Raw genomic sequence first — 25,539 nt, forward strand, 5'->3', positions numbered from 1 at the left:
TGGCCCCGCTCATTTTTTCAATCTCATCGCTTCAACCCTTCCTGCAGCATGCCCAGCATGTCATTGGCCGACATGCGCGCGGCCGCATCGCTGCCTTCCAACAGACTGTCGGCCAGGTCGCGCTTGTGCTGGTGCAATTCGACGATGCCTTCCTCGATCGTGTGCTTGGCCACCAGGCGGTAGATGGTGACGGGGCGCAATTGCCCCATGCGGTGGGCGCGGTCCGAGGCCTGGTCTTCCACGGCCGGGTTCCACCACGGGTCCATGTGGATCACGTAATCGGCGGCCGTCAAATTGATGCCCATGCCGCCCGCCTTCAGGCTGATCAGGAAGACGTCGCCGTCGCCCGCCTGGAAAGCATCGACGCGGCGCTTGCGTTCCTGCATCGGCGTACTGCCGTCGAGATACTGGTAGCGCACGCCATGCTGCTCGAGATGCTGGCGGATCAGGGTCAGATGGTCGACGAACTGGCTGAAGACGAGCACCTTGTGGCGGTTTTCCAGCAAGCCCGACAGCAGTTGCGCGAACGCCGCCAGCTTGCTGCTGGCCAGGCCCAATTCCGGCGCCACCAGTTGCGGATTGCAGCAGGCGCGGCGCAGCTTCATGATCTCGGCCAGGATCTGGATGGCTTTCTTGGACGCCGGCCCTTCCACCATGGCCAGCTTTTCCAGCGCTTCGCGGCGCAAGGATTCATACAGCGCCGTTTCCTGCGGCGACAATTCCACTTCCAGCACGATTTCCGTACGCGACGGCAATTCCGACAGCACTTGCGTCTTCGTGCGGCGCAAGATGAACGGCGCGATCAGGCGGCGCAGCCGCAAGCGCGCACCGGCCGCCGCCCGTTTATCCTGGTCCTTCTCAATCGGCCCGGCAAAGCGCAAATTGAACTGGTCGAGGGTGCCCAGCAAGCCGGGGTTGATGAAGCGGAACAGGTTCCACAATTCGCCCAAATGGTTTTCCAGCGGCGTGCCGCTGGCCACCATGCGGAAATCGCCTTGCAGGGCCATCACGGCTTGCGAGCGCTTGGTCGCGCCATTCTTGATCGCCTGCGCTTCGTCGAGCACGATCGTATGCCAGTGCACGCCGGCAAACATCGCCGCTTCCTGCTGCAGCAAGCCATAGCTGGCCACCACCACGTCGAACGGTTGCAATGTATCGAGCATGTCGGCGCGGTCGCCGCTGCCGAACAGTTTGATGTTCAAGGTGGGCGCGAAGCGCTGCGCTTCGCTGATCCAGTTCATGCACACGGACGTGGGGGCGACGACGAGGGTGGGGCCGTTCGGCGCGCGCGCCAGGATCAGCGCCAGCGCCTGCAAGGTCTTGCCGAGGCCCATGTCGTCGGCCAGGCAGGCGCCCACGCCCCAGTGCGCCAGGCGCGCCAGCCATTCGTAGCCGGCCAGCTGGTAGTCGCGCAAGTCCGCCTGCAAGGTGCTGGGCAACTGTGGTTGATAGTCGTCGAGCGCGCGCAGGCGCAGCAAGTGTTCGCGCCACAATTTGTCGGCGTTCACGCCGCCCGCATCGTTGGCCAGCTCTTCCAGCGCAAACGCGGCCAGCGGGTGGATGTGCACGCCGTCGGCATGCGTCTCGCCATACGCGGCCAGTTCCGACAGGCGCCGGTGCAGTTCATCGCTGAGGGCCAGGAACTGGTTGTCGCCCAAGGCCACGAAGCGGCTTTTATTGTTCTGCATCAAGTCGAGCAGGGCGCGCAAATCCATCACCTTGTCTTCGTCGATCTGCACTTCGCCGCTGGCGGCAAACCAGTCTTTTTCGCTCTTGATATTCAGGCGCATCTGTCCGCTGTCGATGCGTTTCGACACGCGCATGGTTTCGCCCTCGGGCCACGCCAATACCATGCCGGCGGGATCGAGCGCCTGCAACTCCACCAGCAGTTGCAGGCCCAGCGCCGGCTGGCCCAGCAGCCACTCGCCATGCTCTTCTTCCGCCTCTTCCAGCACCAGACATTTCCCGATCAGCTGGCGCTGCGCTTCGCGTTCCGCGTTCAGGTCGCGCCGCGCTTGCACGGCCCGGCCCGCCACGTCGGCAAACACGCTTTCGGCGCCGCTGCCCGGTGCATAATAGGCGCCGTTGTCGAGCAATGGCCGCACGAGAATTTGCATCTTGAGACCCTGCTGGTAGGGCAGCAAATGCACGTGCAGGCGGTGGTCGGCCGTGATCGCTTCCGCGTCGCCGGCGCCGCCGCCGATGTCGGACTGTACGGTGACCATGGACGAGATGGCGCCGATGGCCTGCATCACCTGTTTTTCCGCGTGCAGCGGCACGGACAGGCCCAGGCCCACGATGGCGCCGATGCGCCGGTGCTCGTCGAGGATGTGCACCACGCGCAAGCGCGTCGGCGTTTCCCTTTGCACCACGACATTGCTGCCGCTGTCGGGCAGGGGCGGCTGCATGCCCAGCCACAGCTGCCCCTCGTGCGACTTGATCAGGAGCTCCGGCGCGCCGGCGATCAGTTCCACTCTCGTGTCGGGATTGTCGAGCCAGAAGACGAGCGGGTGGCCCACGAGCAAGATGGCGGCTTTGTCGAGCTCGACTTCATAGCGGGGCGCCGATGAATAGTATTGTTTGAACGGCGCGATGCTGCCGGCCGCGCGTGCGTCTTGCGGCGTGAGGAAATCGATGTCGCCCGCTTCCTCGGCCAGGCGTTTGAGACCCATGGCGCGGCCCTTGCTCCAGCCGCCCCGTGCGTCGCGTTTCTGCTCGCGCACTTCCACTGCCGTGAGACCAAAGCGCGGATCGAACGCCACCAGCCATACGAGCCGCGACACGCCGCCCAGTGCTTCGGCGGGGGCGCTCTGCTGCAGGTTGATGAGCGCGCTCAGCTGGCGCTGCCACGCTTCCTGGCGTTCGAACCACGGCGCCATGTCCGTCAGGCCGTGCTGCGCCCGCTTGGCCGTGGCATAGCGCTCCTGCTGCGGTTCGCCCATCAAGCCCAGCAGGCCGGCCGCCTGCGCCGCGATCAAATCGTAGCCGGCGGCGTCCGCTTGCTGCACCAGCGCTCGCAGCTGGTCCTTGCGTTCGGCCAGTTGTGGTAGCGCCAGCCAGTAGTACAGCAAGGCCTGGAACAGCTGTGCCTGCAGTCCCGTTTCCCAGCTGCGCGTGGGGATGCTTTCCGCCTGCTGCACGCCGGCACGCACGAGGCGCAAGGTATTGAGTTGCTGATAGACGATGCTGTCGTGGTTCGGCTGCGCGTGCAGCGCGATATCGAGATAGGTTTCCGCGTTTTTCAGCAGCTTGGCGTCGTTGCCGCGCAGCAGGGCCAGCACGTACAGGTGACCGCCGATGCCCGTAAAGCACAGCTTGCGCTTGCCGCTTTCCTTGCGCAGTCCCTTCAAGGCCGTTTCGTAGCCGGCCACGGCGTGCGCATGTTCGCCGCGCAACAAGGCGATGCTGCTGTCGACAAACAGCGCCTGCGGCCCCTGCTGGCCCGCCAGGTAGCGGGCGGCCGCGTCGAGCTCGCCGCACAGAAGGGCGTCTTCGGCCAGGGCCAGCGGCAAGGCGGCGCCGATATGGTCGCCGGCGGCCGCCTGGCGCGCATGGTGGGCGCGCGCGTACGTGCGGATGGCGTGCGCCGTGGCCGGCTCGCGCGAGGCATTGCCCAGCAGCACGGCAAGGATGTCATCCTGCAGTTGCGGCATGACGAAAGACAGCATTTCCGGCTCGAACGGCCGGCCGAAAATCTCGATCAGCGGATGCAGCTGCTGCGCTTCGTAGCACGCCATGCAGGCGGCCAGAATGGCGGCCACGTGGCGCACTTCGTCGTTGCGCAGCAGGGCGATGCGCAGGCGCGCCACGCCTTGCCGGTAGCTGCGCAATTCCACATAGCCATCCCAGTTGCGGCGCACGGGGTTGATCAGCTCGATGGCCTGGCACAGGTCGCGAAACACCAGGTGCTCGATGGCCGCGCGCATGGCGGGCCAGCGTAATTTCGCTTCGCAGGCAAAGCCTCGTCCCACCACTTCGGATGCCAGCGCGTGCCGCGTCAAATGCTGCAGCATGTTCGTGACGGTGAGCAGGGCGAACGGCGTGCCATCCGGCTCGACGACATTGGCGCGCTGCAAGTGTTCATACACGGCATGCTTGCCCACCGGTTCGCCCGCGATGGCCAGCAGGGCCAGGATCATCTGTTCGTGCTGCTCCAGGGCGGCAAATTCGTCAAGCAAGAGCTGGTCTGTCATTCGGGCAAATTGGCAATGTGGACAGGGGCTGTGCCGGCCGCCACGGGCAAGCCGAATACACGCTGGTAGAAATACAGTTCCGCGTCCAGGGTGCGCACGATGTTTTCCGCCTTGCGGAAGCCGTGTCCCTCGCCTTCGAGCGGCACGTAGGCCACCGGCACGCCGCGCGCCTGCAGTGCGTCGACCATCAGTTGCGACTGCTGCGGCGGCACGACCTTGTCGTCGAGGCCCTGGAAGAAGATCATCGGGCGCGACAGTTTATCCGTGTGGTGGATGGGCGAGCGCTCGCGGTACAGCGCCTCGGCTTGCGGCTGCGAGGCGATCAGGTAATCGGTGTAGCGCGATTCGAACTTGTGCGAATCGTCGTCCAGGCCCTTCAGGTCGGATACGCCATAGTAGCTGGCGCCGGCCTTGAAGACGTCGTGGAAGGTCAGTGCACACAGGGTCGTCAGGCCGCCCGCGCTGCCGCCGCGGATGATCAGGCGTTCCGGGTCGGCCAGGCCGTTGGCGGCCAGGTAGCGCGCGCCGGCGATGCAGTCTTCCACATCGACGATGCCCCATAGCCCGCGCAGCGCGTCGCGGTATTCGCGGCCGAAACCGCTGCTGCCGCCGTAGTTGACGTCGAGCACGCCGATGCCGCGGCTGGTCCAGTACTGCGTCGCCAGTTTCAAGGTATTGCTGGCCATGCTGGTAGGGCCGCCGTGGCTGATGACGATGACGGGCGGTAACGTTCCTGCGGGCGCCTGCACGTCGCCATTGGTGGGCGCATAAAAGAAGGCGTAAGCCGTGCGGCCATTGCTGCTTGGGAAACTCAAGCTGCGCGGCACGGACAAATACTCGAGCGCGGGCAATTGTGCGATCGACTGCGCCAGCACTTCCAGCTCATGGTTGGACAAATCGATGCGCGCCAGTTCCAGCGCAATAGTCGGGCTGCCGCCCAAGAGCGCGACGAAGCCGGGGCCCACGCGCAGTTCGCGGATTTCCTGGTAGGGGTGCGGTATCGGCTCGAGCTTGGCCGCCGCCACGTTCAATTGCGCCAGGTAGCTGACGCCGGCCTGGATATACGTGCAGACGATCTCGTCGTCGGAAAGGAAACCGTACATGCTGCCGCCGAAGGTCCAGTGCGGCGTGGCAAATTCCGCTTCCATCGGGCACAGCGCCTCGATGTCGGCGCCGTGCAGACGGTACAAATTCCACCAGCCGCTGCTGTCGGAAACGAAGTGCAGCAAGCCGTTCGGCGACCATTCCGGCTGGCAAATCGACTCGCGCGCGCCGCCGGCGATCAGGCGTGGCGACCCGAGGCTGCCGTCCGCCTGCACGTCGGCCAGCCACAGTTCCGTGCCTTGCCACGGCAGGCGCGGGTGATCCCAGCTGATCCAGGCCAGCTGGCTGCCGTCCGGCGACAAACGCGGCGCCGCATAAAAATCGTGACCGCGCGCCAGCACCGTTTCGCGCCCGTCGAAGCCGACGGCCGCCAGGCTGTTTTCCGGATGCGCATGGCCTTCCGCCGGGTGCTGTTCGCGCACGGCGATCAGGCGGGCGCGGGCCGCATCGACAACGAAGTCCGCGTGGCGCGTGTTGCCGCCCGTGGTGAACGCTTCCGGCGCGCCGTCGCCGGCCACGCGGTACAGGCAATTGTCGGCGAAATGCGAAAAATATACGGTATTGCCGGCCACGGCATACGCGCCGCCGCCGTATTCATGCACGCGGGTGCGCACGTTGAACGGCGCCGGCGTCAATTCATCAACCTTGGCGCCGCGCTGGCGCAGCAGGGTGTTGCGGCCCGCCTCGCTGGCGCGCCCGGCCAGCCAGAACACGTCGGCCCCATCCGCACCGCCCAGGGCCAGCTGCGTCAGCGGCGAGGCGCCGGCGGCGACGATGGCCGCGCTGATCGGCGATGGCCAGATGCCATAAGGGGTGCTGGATGCGGTCGAGGTCATGCGGGCTCCGTGTAGTGAGGGAATCAAGGGCCGCCAGGCAGGGTCAGGGCGCGCGGCGGCGTGCATCATCATAATGGAAGGGCAGGCACAACGAAAGTCATCGCTGTGCGTGGCAAATGCTGCAAAGCGGCACCGGAATCAATGAAATGGCAGCGATTGGATGCGATAATACCGCTTCTCCAAGCTCGATTGCCTGCCATGCCACAATTTGCTCCGCTCCAGAATGATACTTTCCTGCGCGCCCTGCTGCGCCAGCCAACCGAGCACACCCCTGTCTGGCTGATGCGCCAGGCGGGCCGCTATTTGCCCGAATACCGCGCCACGCGCGAGCGGGCCGGCTCTTTCCTGGGGCTGGCAAAGAATCCCGATTACGCGACCGAAGTGACCTTGCAGCCCCTGGAGCGCTTCCCGCTCGACGCGGCCATCCTGTTCTCCGACATTCTGACGGTGCCTGACGCCATGGGCCTGGGCCTGTACTTCGCCGATGGCGAAGGCCCGAAGTTCGAGCGCCCGCTGCGCACGGAACAGGACGTGAAGGCGCTGCAAGTGCCGGACCTGGAGTCGCTCGATTACGTCTTCAAGGCCGTCACGCAAATCCGCACGGAACTCAATGGCCGCGTGCCGCTGATCGGTTTTTCCGGCAGCCCGTGGACTCTGGCGTGCTACATGGTGGAAGGCGGCGGCTCGAAAGAGTTCCATACCATCAAGAAGATGCTGTACAACCGCCCGGACCTGATGCACCACATCCTGGCGATCAACGCCACTTCCGTGGCGCAATACCTGAATGCGCAAATCGATGCCGGCGCGCAAGCCGTGATGATTTTCGACTCGTGGGGCGGTGCGCTGGCCGACGGCGCCTACCAGGAATTCTCGCTGGCCTACATGCAGCAAGTGGTGGCGCAGCTGAAACGCGACAAGGATGGCGTCAAGATTCCCGCCATCGTGTTTACCAAGGGCGGCGGCCAGTGGATCGAGCAGATCGCCGACATTGGCGCCGATGCCGTGGGCCTGGACTGGACCGTCAACCTGACGCGCGCGCGCCAGTTGGTCGGTCATAAAGTGGGCTTGCAGGGCAATCTCGACCCGGCCATCCTGTTTGCCAGCCCGGAGCAGATCCGCGCCGAAGTGGCGAAAGTGCTCAACGCCTTTGGCGCGCCATCGGCAGGCACGGGCCACGTGTTCAACCTGGGCCATGGTATTTCCCAGTTCACGCCGCCGGAATCCGTGGCAGCCATGGTGGAAGCCGTGCACAGCATGAGCCGCGCCATGCGCAGCGGCCAGTAAGTATTCGCTTCCCCCTGGTCAGGGGCAGTCAAGGCAGGCTTTCCAGCGGAAGCCTGCCTTTTTCTTTGCTGCGCCCTAGCAAGAAATACCGACTTATGCACAATTTTTTTTGCTGCGGAAATAAGAGGCACCGTAAAAGCCATGCCCGGGGATACTCTGCAAGTGCTTGATTATTAAGACATAAAAAATCCATTGTTCGGCGGACTTTGTTGCTATTGATAAGGTTATTCTTTCGTTCGCTTGCCTTATTCCTTCATTGTCCACAAAGTTATCAACAGATTCTGTGGATAAAATTGAAAAGTATTTTGTTAACCGATACTTAGCGCCGATGTTCAGGTTTCACCTGAAGTGCATGTTGCAGTGCATGATAATTGAACAATGTTTCGCCGCTCGTCAGCTAAAAACGAACGCTTGCCCGGCAATTGTCAACTTTGCTTCATTCCTCCCGTATTTTTGCGGATCGCATGCATCAAAACGGTGCTGATTTCTGTATAAATACATTACAAATGGTTCAGTTATGCACAGCGGCGGAAATGCCCTGTGGATTTATGGCTTCCCGGGCATCAATTTTTAAGCCATTGATTTTAAAAGATTAATTTTTCTTGCGTGCCGCTCTTGACGGCGATCGAAATTTTCTGTCCACATTTTTCTGAAAGTTAATTTTGCTTTGTCCACAAAGTTATCCACAGAATTTTCTTCAGGCACGATGACACGCTGTCCTGCCTGCCGTTAGGTGTTTGATGGGCGAAACAAGTATCATGGCCCGCTGGCTTGATGCCGGACATCCCGCGCGCCACCGATCCTGCGGCGCGCTTTTTTATTGAGATAGGCCCACCTCCCATGTCGCAGTGCATTTTGACGTCGTGCATCCTGAAAATCGCGCTCGACACGCCCTTGAACGCCCTGTTCGACTACCGCTGGAACGCGGCGGTGGCGGAGGCCGGCGCGGACGCTGCCGCGCCGCTGCCGCAAGTGGGGCAGCTGGCGCTGGTGCCGTTCGGCCGGCGCGAAGTGATGGGGCTGATCGTCGGCGTCTCCGACAGCACCGACGTGCCGGCCGCGAAATTGAAGGACGTGCTGGCCGTGCGCAGCCAGCTGGCGCCGCTGTCGGAACAGTGGCTGGCGCTGGCCGCCTTTGCCGCCGATTACTACCAGCGCCCGCTCGGTGAAGTGGCGCTGCCCGGTTTGCCGAAGAATTTGCGCGTGCTCACCACCGTGGCGCTCGACCGCGCCATCAAGAAGCTGGGCAAGCTGGCCGACGCGCACGACGGCACGCCGCTGAACATGCCGGCCCTGAATGCCGCCCAGCAGGAAGCGGCGGACGCCATCGGCGGCGCCCAGGGCTTCAAGCCGACCCTGCTGTACGGCGTGACGGGCAGTGGCAAGACGGAAGTGTATCTGCAAGCTTGCGCCCAGGTGCTGGCGCGCGAGGACGATGCGCAAATCCTGATTCTGGTGCCGGAAATTAACCTCACGCCCCAGCTGGAAGGCAATATCCGCGCGCGCTTTCCCGGCGTCATGCTGGCGACCCTGCACAGCAGCCTGTCCGAGGGCGAGCGCATGCTGCACTGGCTGGCCGCCCACCAGGGCCAGGCGCGCATCGTGCTCGGCACGCGGCTGGCCATCCTGGCGTCGTTGCCGAAGCTCAAGCTCATCGTCATCGACGAGGAACACGACCCTTCCTACAAGCAGCAGGAAGGCTTGCGCTACTCGGCGCGCGACCTGGCCGTGTGGCGTGCCTGGCAATTGCAGATTCCCATCGTGCTCGGTTCGGCCACGCCCTCGCTGGAAAGCTGGCACCACGCACAGACGGGGCGCTACCGCAAGCTGGAATTGCGCGAACGGGCCGTCAGGAATGCGGTGTTGCCGCGCGTTAAGATCCTGGACATGGAGCGCGACAAGCCGAAAGATGGCCTGACTTCGCATCTGGTAGCCGCCTTGAAACTGCGCATGGAGCGCGGGGAGCAGTCGCTGCTGTTCCTGAACCGGCGCGGCTATTCGCCGGTCATCTGCTGCGAATCGTGCGGCTGGATCAGCAATTGCACGCGCTGCACCTCGTTCATGGTGCTGCACAAGCCCGAACACCGCTTGCGCTGCCACCATTGCAGCCTGGAACTGCGCATTCCCCGCCATTGCCCCACGTGCGGCAACGTCGACTTGCAGCCGCTGGGACGCGGCACGCAGCGCGTGGAAGAAGGTTTGCAGCAATTGTTTCCCGAGGCGCGGATTTTGCGCATCGACGCCGATTCCACGCGCAAGAAGGGCAGCGCGCAGGAGGCGTTCGACACCGTGCACCGGGGCGAAGTCGATATTCTGATCGGCACGCAGATGGTGGCCAAGGGCCACGATTTCAAAAAGCTGACCCTGGTCGGCATTTTGAACCCGGACACGGCACTGTTTTCGCAGGATTACCGCGCCAGCGAACGGCTGTTCGCCCAGCTGATGCAGGTGGCGGGCCGCGCCGGGCGGGCCGCGCAGACGGAAGGGGGCAGCGTCAGTGAAGTGCTGATCCAGACGCGCTATGCGCGCCATCCGCTGTACGACGCCGTCGTCAACCATGATTACGACCATTTCGCCACGACCTTGCTGGAAGAGCGGGCGCAGGCGGCGCTGCCGCCCTACCTGTTCCAGGCCCTGCTGCGCGCCGAGGCACCCGAGCTGGCCACGGCCATCGAATTCCTGCAGGTGGCGAAAGAGTGCATGGAACACCCGCAGGTGACCATCAATGACCCGATTCCCATGAGCATGACGCGCGTCTACAACGTGGACCGCGCCCAGCTGCTGCTGGAATCGCCCTCGCGGCCCGCGCTGCAGGCGTTCTTGAAGGAATGGTTAGCCGAGCTGCGCGCCATGAAGACGCGTGTGAAATGGTCGCTGGAAGTGGACCCGCTGGATATTTGACTAGTTCAGGTAATCGCGCGCCGACTTGACGATCTGTTCCGACAGCAGCTTGGTAAACGGCGTGTCCAGGGTCCACGCATGCCAGCTCAGTGCTACGTCGAGGGTGCTGCCCGGCATCAGATCCACGAGACGGTCCGTCGCCAGCGCTGGCGCGGCCAGGCGCTGCGGCATCAGGCCGTAGGCGAGGCCATCCTGGACGCAGCCGCGGCGCGCCGCTTCCACCGGCAAGGTGTGGTGGGGGAATGGTTCACGCATGCTCAATTGTTCAGCGAGGAAACGCGCCAGCAAGCTGTGCTGGCCTACGACAGCCGGCGCCAGTTGCACCGCCTCGGTAATAAAACCATCGCCGAACCAGTGCCCGGCAAACACGGGTGTCGCCACGCAGACATAGCGCAAGGTACCCAGTGGCGTGACGCTGGTGGCCGCTGCCGCGTCGATCGCTGTGCCGGACCCGGCCGCCACGCAGCCAAACACGGAGCCGTCGCGCACCATTTGCAAGGCGCTGTCGCTGTCGGCCAGGCGCACGTCGAGCTGGCAGCGCGGCGGCGCCAGCAGGGCGGACAAGGTGTCGGGGAACCACGTGGCCAGGCTGTCGGCATCGATGGCGATGGCGATTTCCGGCATGCTGACGCTGTTGCCCAGGTCGATGTCGAGCGACGCTTCCATCAGCTTGACATTGCGGTGATGCACGATCAGGCGCTGGCCCAGGCCCGTCGGCACGGCGGGCTGGCCACGGATGATCAGCAATCGCCCGCTGGCGTCTTCCAGCGCCTTGATGCGCTGCGAGACGGCCGACTGGGTGATGCCCAGCGCCAGGGCGGCCTTGTCGAAACTGCCATGACTGGCCACGGCGTCCAGCACGGCCAGCGCGCGATAATCGAGTGATCCCATTAGCTCAGCTTATAAATTTTGAAAATGATTAGTTATACTAATGCATATATTGCTGCAAAGTAAAACCTTATTTTTGGCAAACGGGTAGTATCGAACGCTGTGAGCAACCTCAGTAGGATGGACAGCACCATGAAGACGATACAAGTGGATGTGGCCGTGATCGGCAGCGGCACGGCCGGCATGACGGCGCACAGAGCGGCGCGCATGCATGACAAGCGCGTGCTGATGATCGAAAGCGGACCGTACGGCACAACCTGCGCCCGTGTGGGCTGCATGCCCAGCAAACTCCTGATCGCGGCGGCCGAGGCGGCCCATGCCGTGGCAGCGGCGCCCGCTTTCGGCGTGCATCCGGGTCCCGTGCGCGTCGATGGCCGGCAAGTGATGGCCAGGGTGCGCAGCGAGCGCGACCGCTTTGTCGGCTTCGTGCTCGACGGCGTCAATGCGATTCCCGACGAAGAAAAACTGCGCGGCCATGCGCGCTTCATCGGCCCAGGCAAGCTGCAGGTGGATGAGCATACGATCGTCGAGGCCGCCAGCGTGGTGATCGCCACCGGTTCCACGCCCATCGTGCCGCCCGAGTGGCAGGCGGCGGGCGAGCGCCTCATCACCAGCGACGCCGTGTTCGAGTGGACGGATTTGCCCAGCTCGGTGGCCGTGGTTGGCAGCGGCGTCATCGGCCTGGAACTGGGCCAGGCGCTGGCCCGCTTGGGCGTGCGCGTGACCTTGTTTGCGCGCGGCAATAAAGTCGCGCAGCTGACGGACCCGCTGGTGCTGCGCGAGGCGGATGCCGTGCTGGCGCGCGAACTCGATATCCGTTTCATGACCAAGGTCGCGCACATGACAAAAACGCCTGACGGCAGCGGCATCTTGCTGACCAGCCGCGATGACGCCGGCGTGGAAAAAACCGAGCAGTTCGAGTATGTGCTGGCCGCCATCGGCCGCGCGCCGAACGTGGACAAGATCGGCCTGGAGGCGGCGCAAATCGAGCTCGACCGTCACGGCATTCCCCTGCATGACCGGCATACCATGCAGTGCGGCAAGAGCGCCATCTTCATCGCCGGCGATGCCGATAACGAACTACCGCTGCTGCCCGAAGCGGCCGACGAGGGCCGCATCGCGGGCGACAACGCGGCGCGCTTTCCTGACGTCAAATCGGGCTTGCGCCGCACGCCGTTGACGATTGCCTTCACGGAACCGCAGATCGCCACCGTGGGCGCGACGTACCAGCAATTGTGCGTGAGCCACGCGGGCCGCTTCGCCGTCGGCGCCGTGTCGTTCGGCAACCAGGGCCGCAGCCGCGTGATGCTGCAAAACCAGGGCTTGCTGCGCGTATATGCGGAGTTCAGCAGCAAGCGCTTTCTCGGCGCCGAACTGATCGGCCCACGGGCGGAACACCTGGGCCATCTGCTCGCCTGGGCTTGCCAAGCCCAGCTGACGGTGCCGGCCATGCTCGAGATGCCGTTCTACCACCCCGTCATCGAGGAAGGCGTGCGCACGGCCTTGCGCGAACTGGCGCTGCACCTGGAAAAAGACCCGGAACACGCGCCCGGCTGCGCCGATTGCACACCGGGACCTTGAAGGCAACTTTATGATTTACATAATTTTGTAGACAAGCTCACATGATTGCGCGATCATCGCTGCCACATTGAAATATTGATTAAAAGCAAAAAACATTTCAATTGGCACATGCCGCCCATGCCGCAATGGTAAAAAGGGTAGCGGCTGGCGATGACACGGAGACGATGTGAAAATTCGGCGCATTTATGCGGGAGAACTCGCACTGGGCGTGGCCCTGCCCTGGGACGTGCACAGCGAGACGGGCGGCTTGCTGGCCAGGCTGGGCCATGTCATCAGCAGCGAGAACCAGATCGCATTGCTGCTGGCGCGCGGCGTCATCGCCGATACCAGTGCCGACGTGCCGCGCACGGCCACGGAAGTACCGTCGGCCCTGCGCATGCTGAATCTCGTCACGGCTGGCCTGGCCCTCGTCTTGCCGGTCATTGCCGCCGGGCAGGAGGACAGCCATTTATCCCTCGCGCCGCTGGCGCAGCTGGTGGAAGAGGCCGTTGCATTGGACGCCGACGTGGCGCTGGCCTGCATCCTGCACAACCAGGGCGCGGGCGACTTTGCCGTGCGCCACAGCGTCGACACGGCCGTCATCACGGCTCTGCTGGCGCGTGCCCTGAAACTCGATGACGGCGTGATCCGCAGCGTGGTGCTGGCCGCGCTGAGCATGAATGTGGGCATGCTGGAACGCCACGCCCATTTCCAGCACAAGGCGGGGCCGCTGGATGCGCAGGAACGCGCCTATTTGCGCGCCCATCCGCAAGCCGGTGTCGACTTGCTGCGCGCGGCGGGCGTCACGGACGCCGTCTGGCTGCAAGCCGTGCTGCAGCATCATGAAAATATCGATGGCAGCGGCTATCCGCTGGGCACGCAAGGCGAGGCGATCGGCATCGGCGCGCGCCTGATCATGCTGGCCGACCGCTATTGCGCGCGCGTGTCGAAGCGCAGCTACCGCCAGCCCTTGCTGCCGAACGTGGCCTTGCGCGAAATGCTGATGGCCGACAAGGCCACCCTCGATGCGCCGCTGGCGTCCCTGCTGGTGCGCGAACTGGGCATCTACCCGGTCGGCACTTTCGTCAAATTGTTGAATGGGGAAATCGGCGTGGTCACGCGCAAGGGCTTGAATGCCACCACGCCCCATGTGCAGTCACTGATCGGCCCCCGCGGCGCGCGCCTGGACGTGCCGCTGCGGCGCGATACGCGCGTGGATTTGCATGCGATTCGCGAAGTGCTCAGCGCGGAGCAGGCGGGACTGCAGTTTCGCCCCGATCAGCTGTGGGGCCGCAGCGCGCGAGTTTGATTTAATTCAGCAGACCAGCATCGAGCCGTCCCTCGAGCGCCAGCTCGCGCATGATGCGCACCGTGTCGATGTCGGACTCCTTGTAGGCCGAGCGGCGGAAGTCGTCGTACAGGGCGTTGGCCGCGTCGGTGGCCGCGTCGTGGCCGTCGTCGTACTGGAAGCGCACCCACATGCTCGCTTCGTCAGGCATTTCGATGGTCATCACCAGCGAGGAGGCGCTGATATCCTGCTGCGCCGGCACTTCGTAGCGCACCTGCAGTTGCGGTATCAGCACCACCTTGTCGTTGATGACCAGTTCGCCATAGCGCAGGCTGCGCGCGAAACCGGCATCGCTGCGCTCGCTGATCTGGCATTCGTCGAGGTGCGGCACGAACAGCTTCGGCGACTCGGCGCGCAAGACGAGGCCGCGCCAGACCTGTTCCAGAGTCAAGGTGTCGATCAGCGGGTTCAAGGGATCGTTGATTTCAATCAGGTGTTCAAATTTCATGGGACTGCCATTCGGTAAGTGGGCGCGCACGGGCGATATAGGCGGAATGGTACTCCAGGCGTGGCATCGCCGCACGCATTGAATCGGCCAAGATGGCGGCATATGGCGATATATCAATGACTATGCCTGTTTTTCAGGCATGGTCCGCCGTGCAAATAGCCTGCGCGACGCTGTTACAATGGACTGCTGTTCCCTGCGGAAATACCCTGATGTCCAAAGCACCACAGTTCGGTCTGAATGCGCCCCAAAGCGAAGCGGTTACCTACCTCGACGGCCCTTGCCTCGTGCTGGCGGGCGCCGGTTCGGGCAAGACGCGCGTGATCACGCAAAAGATCGCCCATCTGATCGAAGACCGGGGCTATGACCCGCGCACCATCGCCGCGTTGACCTTCACCAACAAGGCGGCGCTGGAAATGCAGGAACGTATCGCCAAGTTATTAAAACAGCCGCGCCAGGCCAAGCAGTTGACGGTGTCGACTTTCCATTCGCTGGGCGTGAAAATCCTGCGCCAGGAAGCCAATGGCGTGGGCTTGAAGGACCGCTTTTCCATCATGGATAGCGACGACTGCTTTTCCCTCGTGCAAGACCTCGCCATTACCACCGATAAACAGGTCATTCGTGGCATCCAGAATGCCATGTCCCTGTGGAAAAATGGCCTGATCGATCCGGACATGGCGCTGGCGCAAGCCAAGGATGAGGATGAGGCGAACGCGGCGCGCATCTACCGCAGCTATGTGGCGACTTTGTCCGCCTACCAGGCCGTCGATTTCGACGATCTGATTCGTTTACCGGTGGAACTATTCCGCAACAACGGCCCCGTGCGCGACAAGTGGCAGCGCCGCCTGCGCTATCTGCTCGTCGACGAATACCAGGACACGAACACCTGTCAGTACGAACTGGTGAAACTGATGGTGACGGGCATCGGCAAGAAGCCGATGTTTACGGCCGTGGGCGACGACGACCAGGCGATTTATGCGTGGCGTGGCGCCACCGTGGAAAACCTGAAGACCCTGGAAACGGATTTCCCCGATCTGCGCGTGATCAAGCTCGAGCAGAATTACCGCTCCACCATGCGCGTGCTCAACGCGGCCAATGCCGTCATCGGCAACAACCCGAAACTGTTTGAAAAGTCGCTGTGGTCCGAACACGGCCTGGGCGAACCGATCAAGGTGCTGGGCATGCAGACGGACGAGCAGGAGGCGGAGCAGGTCGCCATCATGATTTCGGCCGACCATTTCGAGCGCAAGAACAAATTTTCCGACTACGCGATTCTGTACCGCGGCAACCACCAGGCGCGCATCATCGAGCAATGCTTGCGCAAGGAACGCATCCCGTACACGATTTCGGGCGGCCAGAGTTTCTTCGACAAGGCCGAGATCAAGGACATCATCAGCTATCTGCGTTTGCTGGCCAACGAAGATGACGATCCGGCTTTCATCCGCGCCGTGACGACGCCGCGCCGTGGCGTGGGGCAATCGACGCTGGAGGTGCTGGGCGCATTTTCGGGGCAGTGGCAGTGCTCGCTGTTCCAGGCCGTGTTCAAAGGCGGCATCGAGGCCAAGCTGACGGATCGCCAGCTGGGACCGCTGCGCGACTTCTGCAACTTCATCAACGACCTCGAATCGCGCGCCAGCCGTCCCGGCGCGGCCGGCAGCGGCGACAACGCGGCCGAAGTGCTGGACGACATGATGAAGGAAATCCACTACGAATCGTATCTGTACGATGCTTTCGAGGAACGCCAAGCGCAAAGCAAATGGCAGAACGTGCTGGAATTCGTCAACTGGCTCAAGGAACGGGGCCGGGGTGGCAAGGACCGCGACGGCGAAGAAAAGAACGTGCTGGAACTGACGCAGATGGTGGCCCTGATGACCATGCTCGAAGGCAAGGACGAGGAGCAGGACGCCGTGCGCATGTCGACCCTGCACGCGTCGAAAGGTCTCGAGTTTCCGCACGTGTTTTTGGTCGGTGTGGAAGAGGGCATCTTGCCGCACAAGGGCGACCCTGACGCGCCGGCCGAAACCATCGCCGCGCGCATCCAGGAAGAGCGGCGGCTGATGTACGTGGGCATCACGCGGGCCCAGCGCACCTTGCACATCACGTGGTGCAAGAAGCGCAAGCGGGCTGGCGAGCAAGTCCATTGCGACCCGTCGCGCTTCATCAAGGAAATGGAACTCGACGTGGGCGACGCCGTGCCGACGGAGGCGGAAGTGATTTCGCCGAAAGAACGTCTGGCGCGCATGAAGGCCTTGCTGGCCGCGCCGAAGGGTTAAGGGGCGTTCACGCTTCCACGGCGCCGTCTGGCGTGGTTTTCGGCACGATGGCCAGCTGCATGCCCAGCGCATCGAGCATCTTTAAGATGGTTTCAAAGCGCGGCTTGCTGCCTTCGCGCAATGCTTTATATGCGCCTTCGCGCGTGATGTCGGCCCGGGCCGCCACCTTGCCCATGCCGTAGGCGCGTACCACGTCGTTCATGGCCGACTGGAACAGTTCGGCGTTGCCGGTGGCGACGATTTCGCTCATGTAGGCGGCCACGGCTTCCTTGCTGGTCAGGTGTTGCGTCGGATCAAATTTGCTCAATCCCAGTGCGTCGAGGTCGTCGAGGTCGAAGCCGTCAGCGTCAGTATGGTCTTTCATTTTTTCGTGCTCCTGTCGATGGGCTGGCCGCCGCTTTTTGCTTCCGGATGGCCGCCTGTTGGGCCTTCAATGTTTGCAGTATCGCTTGCGCGTGCCTGATGTCGCGTTGCTGGCTCGATTTGTTTCCACCCAATAGCAGCAAGATCAGGGTGCCCAGGTTGGTTTCGTGAAAATACACGCGCCAGCCCGGTCCCGTCTGTAAAAAACGCAGCTCGCACACGCCTTCGCCCACTGGCCGCCAGTCGCCCTTTTTACCGTGCTGCAAATGCTTGATGCGCGCATCGATGGCGGCAGCCGCCACGTCGTGCAGCGAGTCTTCCCAGCGGCGGTATTCAGCCGTCTTGCGCGTGTCGGTCAGGTCAGGCAAAGTGGATACGTCCATTGTAATCGTTTGTTCTCATTCGTCAAGCGGTTTGATTCAGCCATACGGAGAGAATAGGCAGAAATCGGCACCGCTTCGGCAAGAATGCCGCTTGTTTGTCCTGGCTCACGCCGCTGCGGCGGTAAAATGCCGCTTTCAGTCAGGAGTCACCGTGAGCACCATGGACAATGCAGAACAGATGGAAGTACGTTTCGTCGATATCGAAATCAAGCTGGCGCAGCAGGAGGACCTGGTCGAATCGCTGAACCAGATGGTGTACCAGCAGGGCAAGCGCATCGACCAGCTCGAAGCGCTGCTGCACAAGCTGGGCGAACACGTGCGCGACGGCGCGCAGCAGGCCAATGGCGGATTGGTCAACGAGCGTCCGCCGCACTACTGAGACTGGAACTAGCCTGGCGACGCCGCTTGTTGGTCGTCCAGGGGAGAACAGAGAACTCGGAAAAAATCGGGCGCCAAGGCAACGTGTCCTTCAATGAAGGACTGCTTTCGACCGAGGCTGTGTGAAAACGCAGAAAAATTCGGCCCCGCAAAAAAACGGTCTCTTAAAACGCCCGCTACGCGATTTTTTCGGCGTGGGGAATGGTCACCCTACCCATGAAAATTTCGTGTTTTTGCGTTTTCACACAGCCTGGACGCAAAGCAGCCTTTCAAAGGCTGCGTTTTGCTTACGTCGCGTGTTCGTAACGAACATTGATGCCTTACATTCGAAGGGCATTGGCGGGACGGACCTTCATCGCGATCCACGCTTGTCGACTGGCTGCCGCCAATGCAACGACGCTGGTCACGACGAACGCGAGCAGTAGGGGCAAGTACCCGACAGGTGCCGTTTCGACCCAAGTAGACAGATAACGTGCGATGGCCACTGCTGCAACCGGCAATCCAATTAACGCGGCTACCAACAGCATAGTTCCGACGCCGCGCAAGACCAGCAGGCCGATAGCAGTGTCACTTGCACCATGCAGCTTGCGCAAGACGATTTCGCGAGCGCGGCGCTGCACGGTATCGGCCGACAGAACGTAGGTTCCAAATGCTGCAAGGGTTAGGGCGATACCTGTTGCCAGTGCGAGTAGGCTGGCCATGCGCGCATCGTCAGCATAATTGGCGGCGAGGACGCTCGACGCTGGCTGGATGGACGGAATGGCCGAGGGAAAATAACTTGGCCATATGGACCTGATGACATTCACCACCCTGGCGGCGTCGCCATTCGTGCGCACGCTCAAGGCACTACCGCCTGTGCTCAATTGGAACGCCATCGGCGCCGGTGCTTCGCGCAATGACTGGAACCGCAGTGGTGGCGCGATCCCGATGACACGACCTGGGACCGGCTTGTTATCAAAATTTGTCGTGATGACGATTTGACCAAGTGCTGCTCTGGCGTCGGCAAAGCCGAGCTGGCGTGCTGCAAGTGCATTTAGGACCAGCGGCACGGGGTCGTCGTCACGGTCCAGTGCTCGATCGAATAAGCGCCCGGCTTCTGGCTTGATGGCGTAAAGCATAAAAAAATTGCGGCTAACTTGCTTGATTTCCATCGTGGCACTGGTGCCATCCGGACGTTTCAGGTCGCGGCGCCACGTGTCGTTATGACGGCCGATCGCGTCATCCGACACAGCGACGTCTTGTACCCCGGGCGCAGCCGCCAAAGCCGTCATCAGGCCGCGCGCTGGCGCGCTGTATTTGACCTGTTCAGGCATATCTACGATGAGTATGGAGGCCGGGTCGAATCCGGGCGAAGCACGCATGGCGTAACTTGTCTGCCAGGCGATGGCTAACGTCACACTGGCAAATCCAATCGCTGCCGTTAGCTGCGCCACGGTCATGCTGCGCCGCAGGCGTGCAGTCGCACGCGATTCAGTTGCCGTGCGCCCGGCCAATGATTGTGCCGAAGGGACAGACCAGGCGATCCACGCCGGCCAGGCCGCCGTCAACAGCCCGAGCCCGACGACAAGGGTAGCGACCCAACCCAGGTCGCCAACTGTGAACGCGTGGTTGAGTTGGCGGTCGACCAGGGTCGAAAACAGCGGCAGTGCCAGCCATGCCAGGAGTAGGCCGACAGAGGCCGCCAAGAACGTGATCAGCCATGCCTCCGCCAGCAATTCCAGCGCAATGCTCCAAGCTGAGGCGCCGAGCACTTTGCGCATGGCCAGTTCACGCTGGCGCCGCACTACCCGCACAGTCGCCAGGTTCACGAAATTGATCGAAGCCAGAACAAGGATGAGCACGGCGACAGCGGCAAGGCCGGCAACGACCACCGGATCGCCCCGCTGGCCCGCGCTGGCGATGAAATTACCCTTGATGCCCGTATCGAAATAGGCTGCGTCGAGCCGCGCTAGCGCAATGTCCATTACTGGGCGCACGCCCAGGCGCGCCTTGATATCGGGGGCCTGCTGATGTAATGCTGGTGCACCGTCGACTGCGTCCTGCAGCTGTCGGACAAGCATCGGCACGGACGCGCCGGTGTTCACACGCACCAGGAGCTTGCCTGACCAGCCTTTGAGGCCGGTTCGCATTTCATCGCGGACATCGGCCGCGAGCGTTGAATCGGTGCCTAGCAGTGCTTCAAATGGCATGGTGGTATTCGCAGCCGGCGTACGCAGCACCGCGCCAACCCGTAACAATTTACCTTCCGCAAACAGACTGCGGCCCAGGGCCTGCTTGGTGCCAAACAGCCGCATTGCGGTTAATTCGGTGACCGCGATCTGATCCGGCACTCCCAATGCCGTGGCAAGATCGCCCCGCATTGCCCTCAGGCCCAGCATCTCGACAAACCCAGGCAAGACAGTCAGGCTTTTCAGGGCATGCAGCTTGCCGTCGACGTTGACCGTCAAGCCTGCTGTCTCGGGACGTGATGGCAAGTAGCCGGTGGCCGCAGCCACACCGGGTGCTGCCGCTGCAACAGAGCGCAGCAGCAGCGGCGCCTGGTCGTACCAGGGGCCCGTGGGATCGACATTGTCGCGTTGCTTCACGATGTAGACATGTTCCACATCGGGCACTTCGGCATTATATTGCCAGCAGTAACGCACTAAGCCGAGAATCAGTATGGCTGAAGCAATGCCGATAGCCAGGGTGAGTATGGCAATGGCAGCGTAGGCGGGTTCCCGTCGCAGTGCGCGTGCGCTGTGGCGCATCGTGGTCAATAACATGTTCGCTCTCCGGTCAGGCGGGCTGCAGGGCGTCGATCAGGATACGGCCGTCCAGCAGCCGTATCGTACGAGAAGCTTGCGCGGCGTGCGTCGGCGAGTGCGTCACCATGACGATGGTCGTGCCATCTGCATTGATCTGACGCAGAATGCGCATCACCTCGTCGCCGTGTGCTGTATCAAGATTGCCCGTTGGCTCATCAGCAAGCAGCAGCGCTGGACTGGCCACGAGCGCGCGCGCGATGGCTACACGCTGTTGCTGTCCGCCGGAAAGTTGCGACGGACGGTGACCGGCGCGATGCGCCACGCCTAGTTGATCGAGCATCGCGGCGACGCGAACCTTTCGTTGCGCTGCAGGCACATCCAGGTAGTCAAGTGCCAATGCCACATTTTCGGCAACCGTCAATTCTTCGATTAGATTGAAATTCTGAAAAATGAAGCCGATACGTCCGCGCCGTAATCGGTTGAGCTGTGCCTCGCTCCAGCCCGCCACATTGCGACCGTCGAACCAGCATTCGCCACCGTCGGGCGTGTCCAGCAGTCCCAGCATACCCAGGAGTGTAGACTTACCACAGCCGGACGGCCCGGTGATCGCCACATATTCACCCGCGGCGATGGTGAGGTCAATCCGGTCAAGCGCCGTTGTCTGCACCTCGCCGCCACGATACGTTTTCGTTAGGTTGACGAGCCTGAACATGCTTTGCTGTTGTGTACGATTCAATTGCATGATTTTGTCATTTCCGTGAGAGACCTGTTAGTGAGTAAGCTGAAGATGCCGCGCCGTTGCATACGGCGTGTAGGATGACACGATGACGCGCTCGCCGGCGACCAGGCCGTCGAGTACTTCGATCTGCGTGCTGTTGCGCCGGCCAAAACGCACGGCCCGGTGCTCCGCTTGTACGCCGTCAGCGCGCACGACGAATACCCAGCCGCCGCCGGTGTCATTGCTGAACGCATCGTTTGGAAGAAGCAAGCTAGTCCGCGCAGCACCCAGCGTGATCAGGACGTCGACGCTCTGGCCTGGGCTGAGGGTGGCCGGCTGGCCATCAACGAACGTCAACTCAACCGTGAATTTGCCGTCGCTCACTTGCGGATATATGCGGCTGACAACCACGTGCTTGGTCTGGCCATCGATCACGGCTGTCGCCGGTCGGCCGGTGGCAAGGCGCCGTAAATAGTATTCGTCGAGCTGGGCCGCTAAACAAAATTGCGCGATGTCGTCGATGCGTCCAAGGCGCTGTCCTGATCGGACTGTTTCCCCTACCTGCAATTTGAAATCTGCAAGGCGGCCGGCAACGGGCGCGCGCACGGCCAGTGCATCGACGCCAGCATTGACCAACTTCAGGCCATCTTCCAGCCTGGATACCGCCTGGGCAATCTGTCCGATGGCGTCGCGCCGGGCTGCCTCTTCGCTTTTCCCAGCGGCGTCTTCGCTGGCTAGCGCGTGGCGCTGCCGCGTCAGCTGGTCGGCTACTTCTTCCAGTGCGGAACCCGACACGAAACCCTGCTTGGCCAGTGCCGCGCTCCTCGCCAATTGCTTCTCAGCCTGAGCGACTGCAAACGCGAGGTCGGCGCTGCGCCGCGCACTTTCCGCCCGGCTGGTTTCACCCGCGAGGCGCAGGTTCAACAGGTTTGAAATCTGCTGCGCATGCTCAGCTTCGCGTGCGAGCACCTCAAGCCGGCGCTGTGGATTCGACAGCCGGAACAGTAATTCGCCTTGGCGTACCAGCGCGCCATCGCGCACCATCACCTCTTCGGCCCGGCCATTTTCCACCACATCCAGTACGACCGAGTGCAGCGGCTGGGCCGTTGCACGCGCGGCCACGTCGTCGCGCAGGATGCCGCGCTCGACGACAGCGATGCGCACGCTGGCAGCGGGTACCTGCAGTCCGCTGGGCCAGAGCCACCACGCTAGTGCAGCAAGGCCAATCAAGATGAGCAAAATCGCTATTGCCGTGCGCCAACGCCGGCCGCGCTGTCGTAGGACCGGTTGGTCCATCGCCGCACCCGTAGGGCGTGATGCATTTGCGTTGTCGTCTTTTGTCATGATTTCTACTGTCGCAACATCCGTGCCACGCGGTTTCGGCCCAATCGACCGGTATTTTTTTCAATTGCCCGCTCATTCGTTCGCAAACGCACATGCAAACTGTCCACTTCCGGACACTTTGGGCAAAGTGATATCGCGCTGTGGAATCATGCAAAGCATGCTGATAAACTCGAGTTCTGTTAATTCTTTTATTTCCAATGTCCGGCAAGCACGCAAATGTACTGATCCTCGACGACGATGCAGACGTGGCGCTGGCAGCGCGTATGCTGCTGCGCCGGCACGTTGCGCAGGTCGCGACACTTGACCATCCTGCACAGTTGCCCACATGGCTCGCAAGCAATCGTCCTGACGTTGTTCTCCTCGATTTGAATTTTTCGGCGGGACGGACGGATGGTGGCGAAGGTATGCAGGTTTTGGCGCAATTGAGGGCGCTGCCCAACCCACCCGATATCATCGCGATGACCGCGTACGCTGATGTTCCTCTGGCCGTTGCGGCGATGCAGGGCGGCGTAAGCGATTTTCTGACAAAGCCGTGGGATAACGTTCGCCTGGTGCATGCTGTCGAGGCAGCCTTTGCGCGACAGGCCTTGCGTCAGCCTATTCATGCCAAAGCATCTGACGCGGCGCCAGCCGACGCCGATGGATTGCTCGGAAACTCGACTGCGATGGCTGCCTTGCGTGACATGATCGCCAGTGTGGGTCCCACCGAGGCAAACGTCATGATCCTGGGAGAAAACGGCGTGGGCAAGGAACTGGTGGCGCGAGCCGTTCACCGGGCTTCACACCGGGCATCCCGGCAGTTTCTCGCAGTGGATATGGGGAGCCTGCCAGAGGCAATGCTGGAAAGCGAATTGTTCGGACACCGGCGCGGCGCGTTCACCGATGCACGCAATGACCGCGCGGGCCGCTTCCAGGCAGCGTGCGGTGGCACATTGTTTCTTGACGAAGTCAGCAATATGCCCTTGACAGCACAAGCGAAGCTGCTAACAGTGCTCGAACGACGCCAAGTGACGCCCTTGGGCGCGGACACTCCCGAGGGCGTTGACGTGCGCGTCATTAGTGCCACCAATCTCGAAGAAGACCGGCTGCACGACGTTGCGCTTTTTCGCACAGACCTTCTGTTTCGCCTAAATACTATCGTCCTGCGCGTGCCGCCCTTACGCGAGCGCGCGGGCGACATTCCGGACTTGCTGCGCCATTATTTGGCCCACTACGAGCACCAATATCGCAAACCCGCGCGCGCCATAGCAGCGACTGCATTCGATGTACTGTGCACGAATGCATGGCCAGGCAATGTTCGCTCCCTGCGCCATGCCTGTGAACGCGCTGTCATCCTAGGTCGGGAAGATGTCTATACCATCGCTGACTTCGGTATTTCTGCGAAGACAGCTGCGCCTGCGTTATCGTCCCCGCTGACCATCGATGTCCCACGTGAACTGGGTACACTCGAACGTGCCGCCATCGCCGCGGCGCTGCTGGAAGTTAAGGGAAATATCAGCAAGGCCGCCAAGACGCTGGGTGTAAGCCGGGCAGCGCTGTATCGCAAGCTGGACAAACATGGGTTATAGACAGGCTCGCGTCGCCCTCGGCGGGACACTGCTTGCTGCGGCTGGGTGGGTAGGTGGTGCGCTAAATGGGAGCGTTGATGGTCTGGGAGCACGTGCCGCCGTTTTGCTCGTCCTGACAGTGCTGCTCGCTGCAGCGCTGATTTGGCCTTCAATCGTACACGTTACGGCAATGACGCCAGAGAGACAGTTTCAACTCCCGACTTTGCAAGCGCCTGAGACTCTCCGACTGCTCTTGCTTGAAGCACGCCTTGAACATGCACCGGTCCCGCTGTTCAACATGACTCCGACCAGGATGGAACCATTGAATGCAAGCGCGCGGCGGCTTCTGGCGCCTGGACGTGTCACTGACACGGTTCCCCTAAGTACGGCTTTAGCCGGCCTTGCCGTTGGCACGCGGACGCTGGTTCAGTTCGACAGTGAGCATGGCACTGAACGTGCCCTAGCCGTGCGCAATGCTTTGACCGTCGATGGTGCGCCGCAGTCCCTCGTTGCACTGCTGCCGCTGGAGGACGAACTATCCGCTGAAGCCATGCAAGCCTGGCGCAAGCTCGTCCATGTATTGACCCATGAGATCATGAATTCACTGACACCAGTGGCGTCCCTTTCGCAAACGTCGCGCACGCTGCTCGCTGAGGCAGCAGGCTCTCTTGCTCCCGACGTGGCCGCAGACCTTGACGTCGCGCTAGACGCAATAAGCCGTCGCGCTGAAAGTCTGGGTCATTTCGTCAGCCATTACCGCGTGTTGGCTAGCCTACCGACGCCTCTGCCGCAACAATTCCTAATCAAAGACTTGTTTGCACGGTTATCGGCTTTGGTGGCACCGAGCTGGCAGGCCCGCGGAGGAAGCGCGACTTTCGTCGTCGCATCAAGCACGCTGGCATTACGGGCTGACTCTGGCCAGATCGAACAAGCTCTGGTTAACCTGCTCCAGAATGCGGTAGAAGCAACCACCGCGAGTCTGGTGCCGCAAGTGGCCGTCGATGCGCGCCTCACGACAGGTGGCCGGTTGCGCATCGATGTGCGTGACAATGGACATGGCATTGCCGATGGGGTAGCGGCGGAAATGTTTACGCCATTTTTCTCGACCAAAAAACAGGGAGGCGGTATCGGCCTTGCAATGGTGCGGCAGCTAATTCAGTTGAACGGCGGAACCGTGCGCTACGCCCGCCCGGTCAACGATGGCGCTCACTTCATCATCACATTCTAGAT

The 25,539-nt window shown here is 62.2% G+C and carries 17 protein-coding genes; 8 read left to right on the forward strand and 9 right to left on the reverse strand.

Features of this window, described 5'->3' with window-relative positions:
- Positions 1-23 precede the first annotated feature (23 nt).
- Complete coding sequence (locus MRBLMS1_RS28410) at positions 24-4,193, reverse strand: SNF2-related protein (protein ID WP_485883687.1); 4,170 nt, start codon at positions 4,191-4,193, stop codon at positions 24-26.
- Positions 4,190-6,133: a dipeptidyl-peptidase 5 gene (locus MRBLMS1_RS28415; protein WP_485883689.1), complete on the reverse strand. Its 1,944-nt coding sequence runs from the start codon at positions 6,131-6,133 to the stop codon at positions 4,190-4,192. The genes MRBLMS1_RS28410 and MRBLMS1_RS28415 overlap by 4 nt, the downstream gene beginning before the upstream one ends.
- Before the next feature lie 198 nt (positions 6,134-6,331).
- Between MRBLMS1_RS28415 and hemE the strand changes: the two genes are divergently transcribed.
- Positions 6,332-7,417 carry a uroporphyrinogen decarboxylase gene (gene hemE / locus MRBLMS1_RS28420; RefSeq protein ID WP_071075009.1) on the forward strand — a complete coding sequence of 362 codons (1,086 nt, stop codon included), beginning with the start codon at positions 6,332-6,334 and terminating at the stop codon, positions 7,415-7,417.
- Between the two features lie 840 nt (positions 7,418-8,257).
- Complete coding sequence (locus MRBLMS1_RS28425; protein WP_485883691.1) at positions 8,258-10,318, forward strand: primosomal protein N'; 2,061 nt, start codon at positions 8,258-8,260, stop codon at positions 10,316-10,318.
- On the opposite strand, the gene MRBLMS1_RS28430 is transcribed toward MRBLMS1_RS28425, so the two are convergent.
- Entirely contained in the window at positions 10,319-11,209 is an 891-nt protein-coding gene (locus MRBLMS1_RS28430) for an ArgP/LysG family DNA-binding transcriptional regulator (RefSeq protein ID WP_485883693.1), read from the reverse strand. It abuts the gene before it with no gap.
- A 129-nt stretch (positions 11,210-11,338) separates the two neighbouring features.
- On the opposite strand from MRBLMS1_RS28430, the gene MRBLMS1_RS28435 reads away from it, so the two are divergent.
- Both MRBLMS1_RS28435 and MRBLMS1_RS28440 read left to right on the forward strand, forming a co-directional pair.
- Positions 11,339-12,787 (forward strand): dihydrolipoyl dehydrogenase, encoded by a 1,449-nt coding sequence (locus MRBLMS1_RS28435; RefSeq protein WP_485883695.1) that lies wholly within the window; start codon positions 11,339-11,341, stop codon positions 12,785-12,787.
- Positions 12,788-12,953: 166 nt separating this feature from the next.
- Positions 12,954-14,075, forward strand: coding sequence for an HD-GYP domain-containing protein (locus MRBLMS1_RS28440; RefSeq protein ID WP_485883697.1), 1,122 nt, complete (start codon positions 12,954-12,956; stop codon positions 14,073-14,075).
- Between the two features lies 1 nt (position 14,076).
- On the opposite strand, the gene MRBLMS1_RS28445 is transcribed toward MRBLMS1_RS28440, so the two are convergent.
- Entirely contained in the window at positions 14,077-14,562 is a 486-nt protein-coding gene (locus MRBLMS1_RS28445) for an SRPBCC family protein (RefSeq protein ID WP_046683204.1), read from the reverse strand.
- Positions 14,563-14,771: 209 nt separating this feature from the next.
- Here MRBLMS1_RS28445 and MRBLMS1_RS28450 point away from each other — a divergent pair, with 209 nt between their 5' ends.
- A complete protein-coding gene (locus MRBLMS1_RS28450) occupies positions 14,772-16,832 on the forward strand; it encodes a UvrD-helicase domain-containing protein (protein ID WP_051991465.1) in 2,061 nt (686 codons plus the stop codon).
- A gap of 7 nt (positions 16,833-16,839) precedes the next feature.
- On the opposite strand, the gene MRBLMS1_RS28455 is transcribed toward MRBLMS1_RS28450, so the two are convergent.
- Both MRBLMS1_RS28455 and MRBLMS1_RS28460 read right to left on the reverse strand, forming a co-directional pair.
- Complete coding sequence (locus MRBLMS1_RS28455) at positions 16,840-17,196, reverse strand: addiction module antidote protein (RefSeq protein ID WP_485883699.1); 357 nt, start codon at positions 17,194-17,196, stop codon at positions 16,840-16,842.
- The gene (locus MRBLMS1_RS28460) at positions 17,180-17,578 is read right to left on the reverse strand and encodes a type II toxin-antitoxin system RelE/ParE family toxin (RefSeq protein ID WP_485883701.1); all 399 of its coding nucleotides are present in this window, start codon (positions 17,576-17,578) and stop codon (positions 17,180-17,182) included. Before MRBLMS1_RS28460 ends, MRBLMS1_RS28455 begins: the two co-directional genes overlap by 17 nt.
- Before the next feature lie 160 nt (positions 17,579-17,738).
- On the opposite strand from MRBLMS1_RS28460, the gene MRBLMS1_RS28465 reads away from it, so the two are divergent.
- Complete coding sequence (locus MRBLMS1_RS28465) at positions 17,739-17,957, forward strand: SlyX family protein (RefSeq protein WP_485883839.1); 219 nt, start codon at positions 17,739-17,741, stop codon at positions 17,955-17,957.
- A gap of 319 nt (positions 17,958-18,276) precedes the next feature.
- Here the strand turns inward: MRBLMS1_RS28465 and MRBLMS1_RS28470 are convergent, their stop codons facing one another.
- From MRBLMS1_RS28470 to MRBLMS1_RS28480, 3 genes are read right to left on the reverse strand one after another with little or no spacing between them, the layout of a single operon-like run.
- The gene (locus MRBLMS1_RS28470) at positions 18,277-20,718 is read right to left on the reverse strand and encodes an ABC transporter permease (RefSeq protein ID WP_485883703.1); all 2,442 of its coding nucleotides are present in this window, start codon (positions 20,716-20,718) and stop codon (positions 18,277-18,279) included.
- Between the two features lie 13 nt (positions 20,719-20,731).
- The gene (locus MRBLMS1_RS28475) at positions 20,732-21,442 is read right to left on the reverse strand and encodes an ABC transporter ATP-binding protein (protein WP_485883705.1); all 711 of its coding nucleotides are present in this window, start codon (positions 21,440-21,442) and stop codon (positions 20,732-20,734) included.
- A 27-nt stretch (positions 21,443-21,469) separates the two neighbouring features.
- Positions 21,470-22,762, reverse strand: a complete 1,293-nt coding sequence (locus tag MRBLMS1_RS28480) for an efflux RND transporter periplasmic adaptor subunit (RefSeq protein WP_485883707.1) — start codon at positions 22,760-22,762, stop codon at positions 21,470-21,472.
- Positions 22,763-22,959: 197 nt separating this feature from the next.
- Here MRBLMS1_RS28480 and MRBLMS1_RS28485 point away from each other — a divergent pair, with 197 nt between their 5' ends.
- Together MRBLMS1_RS28485 and MRBLMS1_RS28490 are read left to right on the forward strand one after the other, a co-directional pair.
- Positions 22,960-24,330, forward strand: coding sequence for a sigma-54-dependent transcriptional regulator (locus MRBLMS1_RS28485; RefSeq protein WP_485883709.1), 1,371 nt, complete (start codon positions 22,960-22,962; stop codon positions 24,328-24,330).
- Between the two features lie 232 nt (positions 24,331-24,562).
- Positions 24,563-25,537 (forward strand): sensor histidine kinase, encoded by a 975-nt coding sequence (locus tag MRBLMS1_RS28490; RefSeq protein WP_485883711.1) that lies wholly within the window; start codon positions 24,563-24,565, stop codon positions 25,535-25,537.
- Positions 25,538-25,539: the final 2 nt, after the last annotated feature.

The organism is Massilia sp. LMS1-1-1.1, from assembly GCF_040815535.1.
GTDB lineage: Bacteria > Pseudomonadota > Gammaproteobacteria > Burkholderiales > Burkholderiaceae_D > Janthinobacterium > Janthinobacterium aestuarii.